Below are 6,641 nucleotides of genomic sequence, written 5' to 3'. Positions count from 1 at the left end.
ATCGGCGCGCCCCCGCAGTGCATGGGCCACCGAGGCCGCCAGCGTGCCGCCCGCCGAATCGCCGGCCAGCACCAGCGGGCCGGGCAAGGCGCGCGCCACGGCCAGCACATCCTCATAGGCGGCGGGGTGGGGATGTTCGGGGGCCAGACGGTAATCCACGCTGACCACCCGCGCGCCCGCCGCCACGGCAAGTTCGGCGCAGACATCGTCGTGGCTTTCCAGCCCGCCGACCACAAACCCGCCGCCATGCGCATAAAGCACCGTTACCGGCCCGGCCCCATAGGCGCGGCAGGGCAAAGCCGCCAGCGCCAGATCTGTCACCGTCAGCCCCTCCGGGCGCGGCGCGCGGAAGGCTGCGCACATCCGGTCATAAACCGCGCGCTGGTCGGCTAGGCTCAGCCCCACCGCATCGGGGGGGAAATGGGCCTCTGTGGCGCGGATGAAACCCCATGTCGGTTTGTCGATGATCTGGCGGTAATCCGGCATTCTGCCCCCTGATTTTCAGCAAACCTGCCACAATCCTGCCCCGGCCTCGCATCAAAACGCCGCGTCTGGCCCACATTCCCGACAAATTCTTGCGTTAACCCTTTGGAAATATCGTCGTCGAGCAGGAGACGGACATGCAAATCTTTCGGGCAGACAGTCACGAAGCAGAGCTGGTGGGCTGGGGTGTGCGTGTTTTGATGGTATCGGACCCGCGCGCCACGGGCACCGAAAGTGTGATGCGGCGGGTTTCAGGATTTGGCGGGCTGGTCGATCATCAGGACGAGCTTTATGCCGGATTGGGCGCCATGATGGATGATCCGGCCGGCTATGGCCTGTTCATCATGCTGTGCGACGAGCTGGGCGGGCTGGAGGCCGGGCACAAGGCCCATGCCCTGCTGCGCGGCTCCAACTGCACGGCGCCGGTGATCCTGATTTCCACCGAGGTGAGCGAGCAAAGTTTCCCCGAGGATCGCGGTGCGCCGATCCTGCTGCGCTCGCCCTTGTCGGCGGTGTCGATGCGGGTGGGCTTTGAACATGCGCTGCGCGAGCGGATGATCTGGCAGGCTGCCTGATCTGCTGTGGCGATCAGTGTAGACTGATCGCATTTCCCGATCAGTCTAATGCGCCAAAAAAAAGCGGGCCGCGAGGCCCGCTTTCGTCATTCCGGTCACCCGAAATCGCGGCTTGAGATCAAGCCAGCGACAGGTTGGTGGCCGATTCGCGGCCGTCACGGCCAGCTTCGATGTCGAAGGTCACGGCTTGACCGTCAGCCAGCGAGCGGATGCCGGCGCGCTCCAGCGCGGTGATGTGGACGAACACGTCCTTCTTGCCGCCTTCCGGGGCGATGAAGCCGAAGCCTTTGGTGGCGTTGAACCATTTCACGGTGCCCTTGGCCATCGTGCATACTCCTGTTTGATCTGCCACCCGCGAGATTGCGGCGGCACGGCATCGTCAGCGCAGTCGAGCTGTGGCCGGAGATCGGAGACAGGGGTCGAGTAGTGATAACGTCGCTTGATACATATGGGGGGCAGCGCCACGAAAAACAAGGGAAATCGCTGCACATGCCCGGATGTGCCGCATGGACGCGGGCGGAGCCGGGGCGTAGGACCGCTTTGTAACCAAAAGGAAAGACCATGACACAGGCAGAGCTGATCGCCCGCGCCGAGGGCAAATGCGAGTTTTGCGGGGCGGGGCAGGGGTTGGAGGCGGTGGACTTCGCGCCCGCCGGGGCCGTGCTGCTTTGCGCCGATTGCCGGGGCGAGACCGATGCGCCCGACGACCACTTCCGCTGTCTGGAGGGGGCGGCCTGGTCGCCCGAGCCGGTGGTGCAATTCGCCGTCTGGGCCAGCCTGGGCAGGCGTCCATCGCCTTGGGCGCAAGAGGCGCGGGCGGCGATGATGCTGGCGCCCGAGGCCGAGGCCTGGGCCCATGCGCCCGCGGCGGTCGAGCATCGCGACAGCCATGGCGCGCTGCTGGCCAATGGCGACACGGTGACCCTCATCAAGGATCTGCCGGTGAAGGGCGCGGGCTTCACCGCCAAGCGCGGCACGGCGGTGCGCGGCATCAGCCTGGTTGCCGATAACGCCGCCCATATCGAGGGCCGTGTGGAGGGGCAGCGCATCGTGATCCTGACCGAGTTCGTGAAAAAGCGCTGAAACCTGCCGCGTTGCGGCGCCAATTGCGGTGACGCTGCGACGCGGCGGACATAAAATTACAAAGTTGCAGCAATTTCAGTTGCAATGTTGCGTGCCGAATGTATCTCTACCGTCATGACCCGCGCCGATTCTGCGGCGCGGCATGAATGGCAGCCTGCTTGCAGGCCTTACACGGATAGGAGCGCCCCATGGCCCTGGACACTCAGCCCGCGATCGCGCCTTATGACGCGCCCATCAAAGACCTTTATGAAATCGGCGAGATGCCGCCGCTCGGCCATGTGCCGAAAAACATGTATGCTTGGGCGATCCGCCGCGAGCGTCATGGCGAGCCCGAACAGGCGATGCAGCTGGAGGTCGTGCCCACCTGGGAGATCGACAGCCATGAGGTGCTGGTTCTCGTGATGGCGGCGGGCGTCAATTACAACGGCGTCTGGGCCGGGCTCGGCGTGCCGATCTCGCCCTTTGATGGCCACAAGCAGCCCTATCACATCGCGGGGTCCGATGCCTCGGGCATCGTCTGGGCGGTGGGTGACAAGGTGAAGCGCTGGAAGGTCGGCGATGAGGTCGTGGTGCATTGCAACCAGGACGATGGCGACGATGAAGAGTGCAATGGCGGCGACCCGATGTTCTCGCCCACGCAGCGCATCTGGGGCTATGAGACGCATGACGGCTCCTTTGCCCAGTTCACCCGCGTGCAGGCCCAGCAGCTGATGCCGCGCCCCCGCCATCTGACCTGGGAGGAAAGCGCCTGCTATACGCTGACCCTCGCCACCGCCTATCGCATGCTGTTCGGCCATGCGCCGCATGACCTGAAACCGGGCCAGAATGTGCTGGTCTGGGGCGCCTCGGGCGGGCTTGGCTCCTATGCCATCCAGCTGGCGGCGGCGGCGGGTGCCAATGCCATCGGCGTGATCTCCGACGAGACCAAGCGCGATTTCGTGCTGTCGCTGGGCGCCAAGGGCGTCATCAACCGCAATGACTTCAAGTGCTGGGGTCAATTGCCCAAGGTGAACAGCCAGGAATACAATGACTGGCTGAAAGAGGCCCGCAAGTTCGGCAAGGCCATCTGGGACATCACCGGCAAGGGCGTGAACGTCGATATGGTGTTTGAACACCCCGGCGAGGCCACCTTCCCGGTTTCGACCCTGGTTTGCAAGAAGGGCGGCATGGTGGTGATCTGCGCCGGCACCAGCGGCTTCAACTGCACCTTTGACGTGCGCTATATGTGGATGCACCAGAAGCGCCTGCAAGGCAGCCATTTCGCCCATCTGAAGCAGGCCGCCGCCGCCAATGCCCTGATGTGCGAGCGCCGTCTGGACCCCTGCATGTCCGAGGTCTTCCCCTGGGCCGAGATCCCCAAATCGCACACGCTGATGCTGCGCAATCAGCACAAGCCCGGCAATATGGCCGTGCTGGTGCAGGCGCCGCGCACGGGTCTGCGCACCTTCGAGGATGCGCTGGAGGCTGGCCCGCGCGGCTGATCTTGCCCCGACGCAGCCTTCCAACGCCGCCCCGCAGTCATCGGGGCGGCGTTTTCCTGTTTTGTGTTAGGGCTTTGGTGACGTCTGTTGATCATTCTGCCGAAACTGTCACGGTGAACGGAAGGGTTGTTTCCGTTTTGCCAACAATCGGTGAGGTTGCAGCGCATGCCCCATGACTGGATATTTGAAGTGCTGGAGGATCTGCGCAGTTTTGCATTGGCGAATGACTTGCAAGCGCTGGCCGCCCAGATTGACACGACGCTGAAAGTGGCCGAGGCCGAGGTGACCGCGCGCGCAGAGGGGTTCGGGCCCTCCGGCCTGCCGATCTCGGGGCATAGCCGCCCGAATTGAGCGGAGAGCCTGCAACCGGGCTCGGGCGGGAACGGGCATAGGCGGGCACTGGCACGGGCGGCAGGCCCCAGACATGCCGCCCGTGCCCTGCCGCCCGTCTTCAGTCGGGAAATGTCAGGATCGAAAAGGATCAGGTCATGCCGCCATCCTGCCACGCCGCGTCGGGCGCCGCATACCCTGCCTGCGGTATGGCGCCGGGTTTCAGTGCGGCAGCAGGGCGGTCAGCCGGTCCAGCACCAGCCGCCATTCCTTGAAAAACAGCAATTGCCCGGTCTGCGGCAGGAACTCCACCTGCAATTCCGGGTAATCGCCCATCAGCTCGCGGATGGTCTGCACCGGAGTTTGCGGGTCTTGATCGCCCTGCAACAGCAAGACCGGCCCCGCCGCCGCATGGATCAGCCCCGACCAGTCGCGTTCCGAGCTGATGCATTCGCGGGTAAAGGCCTCATGCGCCGAGAGCTTCTCGCCCAGACAGACCTCCGACCCGGCCATCACCGCCGCGCGCACGACGGGATCGGCGAAGGTCTCCATATCGGCGGGCGAGCCGCCATTGACCTGGGCAAAGAATTTCTCCTTGCCCAGCTTGCGTGCAAGGCTGAACCCGGCCTGCACGAGGAAAGGCAGCACCTTGGGGGCATAGCGGGCATTTGCCAGAATGAAGCGCTGCCACTTGTCCATCCGGTCATATTGCGCGGCGCTGCGCAGCGGCAACTGGGCGGCACAGCCCAGAATGCCGCTCACCAGCGCAGGGCGCGCCACCTGCAAGGCCAGCGCAAAGCGCAGGTCGGCGCCAAGACAGATCACGGCGGCTGTCGCGATCCCCAGATGATCCAGCACCGCCGCATAATCCTCGGCGCAGCCCTGAATGTGATCGGGGCCCGTGGCATGCGGCGCGCTGCGGCCATAGCCCGCCCGCACCGGCACGATGACCCGCAGGCCGCGCCGCCGCGCCGCGCGCTCGGCCTCGGCGGGCCAGCGGATCAGCCCGTAATCCAGATGCATGAACAGCACCGGCCGCCCGCGCGGATCGCCGAACTCGATGAAATCCAGCCGCCGCCCCTGCGGGCCCCGGGCCTGCTGGAACTCCAGCGGGGGCAGGGTGCCGGTGGTGGCCATCGGCTCGGCGCCGCCGCTGGGGATCAGCGCCACATCCATCAGGCCCAGCACCACCCGCACCAGCTCTGACTGGCTGTGCGTCTCGGTCTTGGCGAGGATGGAGCGCGCCTGCGTGCGCACCGTCTCGATCGAGCGGCCCCGCTGCTCGGCGATCTCTTTCAGCGGCAGGCCCAGCGTGATGCCGCGCACGATCTCCACCTCGGCGGCGGTCAGGCCAAAGGCCTCTTGCACGGTCTGGCCGAAATCCTCGGGCCAGAACAGCTCGGTCGACAGCACCAGCGCCAGCCCCTTCTCCTCCAGCGCCGAGACGCGCAGGATGACCGGGCCGCCCGTCCGCTCGGAGCGGATGCGCAGCGTGGTGACCTGTTCGGCCCGCCCGCCCGCCACCTTGCGCATCACCCCTTGCAGCAAGGCCAGATCGCCGGGATCAAAGGGCAGATCGGTCAGCGGCCCGCCCTCGCGCAGGCCAAAAGCCCGCGCCGCCGCGCGGTTGCAGGCGGTGACACGCGCCCCGCCATCCGAGACGAAAGCGGCGGCGCGCGGGATCTCGTCCAGCGTCACGCGATAGCCTGTCACCTCGCGCGTGGCCTCGTAACGGTCCAGAAACACCCGGGCGCGGGTGACATGGGCGTCGATCTCGGGGTCGTCCAGCGGCACCGCGTTTTCGGTGGGTCCGACCCGCAGCCCCGAAATGCGCTGCTCCCAGACCTCCAGCAGATCCTCCAGCCGGATCGGGTCAAGCGCAACCTCATAGAGCCGATCCACGATCTCGGCGCGCTGCTCCGGTTCCGCAAAGCGGATCGAGTCGGGTTTCGCGGGACGTTCTGTCATGGCGGCAGCCTCTCGCAAATGCAGCAACCGGGCAAGTGTCTTGCGGCCCGCTGTCCATCCGGGTCTCGCCATTCCCGCACCCCGGCGCTATGCTGCGCCGCATGCAGGCCCCGGCCCTTACCTTCTCTGATGATCAGGCCGAAGCCTGGGACCGCGTGGCCGAACAGCTGCGCGGCATGGGTGTTGACCTGTTGGAGGGCAGCCTGACCCCGGCGACCGAGGGCAAAAGCACGGTTCTGGGCGTGATGGGCAAGGCCGGTTCTGGCAAGACCATGTTGCTTGCGCAGCTTTACAAGGCGTTGCAGGGGGCAGGGGTCGAGATCATCTCGGGCGATTACGAGGGCAAGCCCCGCAAGGATCGCCGCACCCTGGCGATTCTGGCGCCCACCAACAAGGCAGCCTCGGTCTTGCGCACGCGCGGCGTGCCCGCAACCACCATCCACCGCATTCTCTATACCCCGGTCTATGACCCGCAATATGAAAAGATCGCCGATTGGCTGACCGGCAATGGCACGCGGCCAGAGGTCGAGGGGCTGACCGAACTGGCGCTGGACCGGGCGAAGGCCTTTTACGAAACCAATGCCTCGGTGCCCGGTGCCTTGGCGGCGGCGGGCCTGCGCGGCAGCGATTTCATTCAGGGCTGGAAGCGGCGCGAGGAGCCGCTGGACATTGGTTTCATCGACGAAAGCTCGATGCTGGATGACCGCCAGTTTGACGATCT

The 6,641-nt window shown here is 65.8% G+C and carries 8 protein-coding genes; 5 read left to right on the top strand and 3 right to left on the bottom strand.

Translation table 11 applies throughout. The features are described 5' to 3' along the window. Window positions 1-486, bottom strand: a 486-nt coding sequence (locus JNN06_RS07530; protein ID WP_291238978.1) for an alpha/beta hydrolase fold domain-containing protein, incomplete at its 3' end; no start/stop codon positions are given. A gap of 134 nt (window positions 487-620) precedes the next feature. On the opposite strand from JNN06_RS07530, the gene JNN06_RS07525 reads away from it, so the two are divergent. Beyond that, window positions 621-1,058 (top strand): hypothetical protein, encoded by a 438-nt coding sequence (locus JNN06_RS07525; RefSeq protein ID WP_291238977.1) that lies wholly within the window; start codon window positions 621-623, stop codon window positions 1,056-1,058. Between the two features lie 118 nt (window positions 1,059-1,176). On the opposite strand, the gene JNN06_RS07520 is transcribed toward JNN06_RS07525, so the two are convergent. Next, a complete protein-coding gene (locus tag JNN06_RS07520) occupies window positions 1,177-1,383 on the bottom strand; it encodes a cold-shock protein (protein ID WP_146286306.1) in 207 nt (68 codons plus the stop codon). Window positions 1,384-1,619: 236 nt separating this feature from the next. Between JNN06_RS07520 and JNN06_RS07515 the strand changes: the two genes are divergently transcribed. From JNN06_RS07515 to JNN06_RS07505, 3 genes are all read left to right on the top strand, one after another. Then, window positions 1,620-2,141, top strand: a complete 522-nt coding sequence (locus JNN06_RS07515) for an alkylphosphonate utilization protein (protein WP_291238976.1) — start codon at window positions 1,620-1,622, stop codon at window positions 2,139-2,141. Between the two features lie 188 nt (window positions 2,142-2,329). Next, the gene (gene ccrA, locus JNN06_RS07510) at window positions 2,330-3,622 is read left to right on the top strand and encodes a crotonyl-CoA carboxylase/reductase (protein WP_291238975.1); all 1,293 of its coding nucleotides are present in this window, start codon (window positions 2,330-2,332) and stop codon (window positions 3,620-3,622) included. Between the two features lie 165 nt (window positions 3,623-3,787). After that, complete coding sequence (locus tag JNN06_RS07505; RefSeq protein WP_291238974.1) at window positions 3,788-3,973, top strand: hypothetical protein; 186 nt, start codon at window positions 3,788-3,790, stop codon at window positions 3,971-3,973. 201 nt (window positions 3,974-4,174) lie between these two features. Here JNN06_RS07505 and JNN06_RS07500 read toward each other — a convergent pair whose 3' ends face one another. Continuing rightward, a complete protein-coding gene (locus JNN06_RS07500; protein ID WP_291238973.1) occupies window positions 4,175-5,920 on the bottom strand; it encodes an alpha/beta fold hydrolase in 1,746 nt (581 codons plus the stop codon). Between the two features lie 101 nt (window positions 5,921-6,021). On the opposite strand from JNN06_RS07500, the gene JNN06_RS07495 reads away from it, so the two are divergent. Beyond that, a partial coding sequence (locus JNN06_RS07495) for an AAA family ATPase (RefSeq protein WP_291238979.1) occupies window positions 6,022-6,641 on the top strand: 620 nt, incomplete at its 3' end.

It is taken from the genome of Gemmobacter sp. (assembly GCF_016792925.1).
Classification (GTDB): Bacteria; Pseudomonadota; Alphaproteobacteria; order Rhodobacterales; family Rhodobacteraceae; genus Gemmobacter.
The sequence above is the reverse complement of the archived record's forward strand: the minus strand, read 5'-3'. Positions and strand labels throughout refer to the sequence as shown.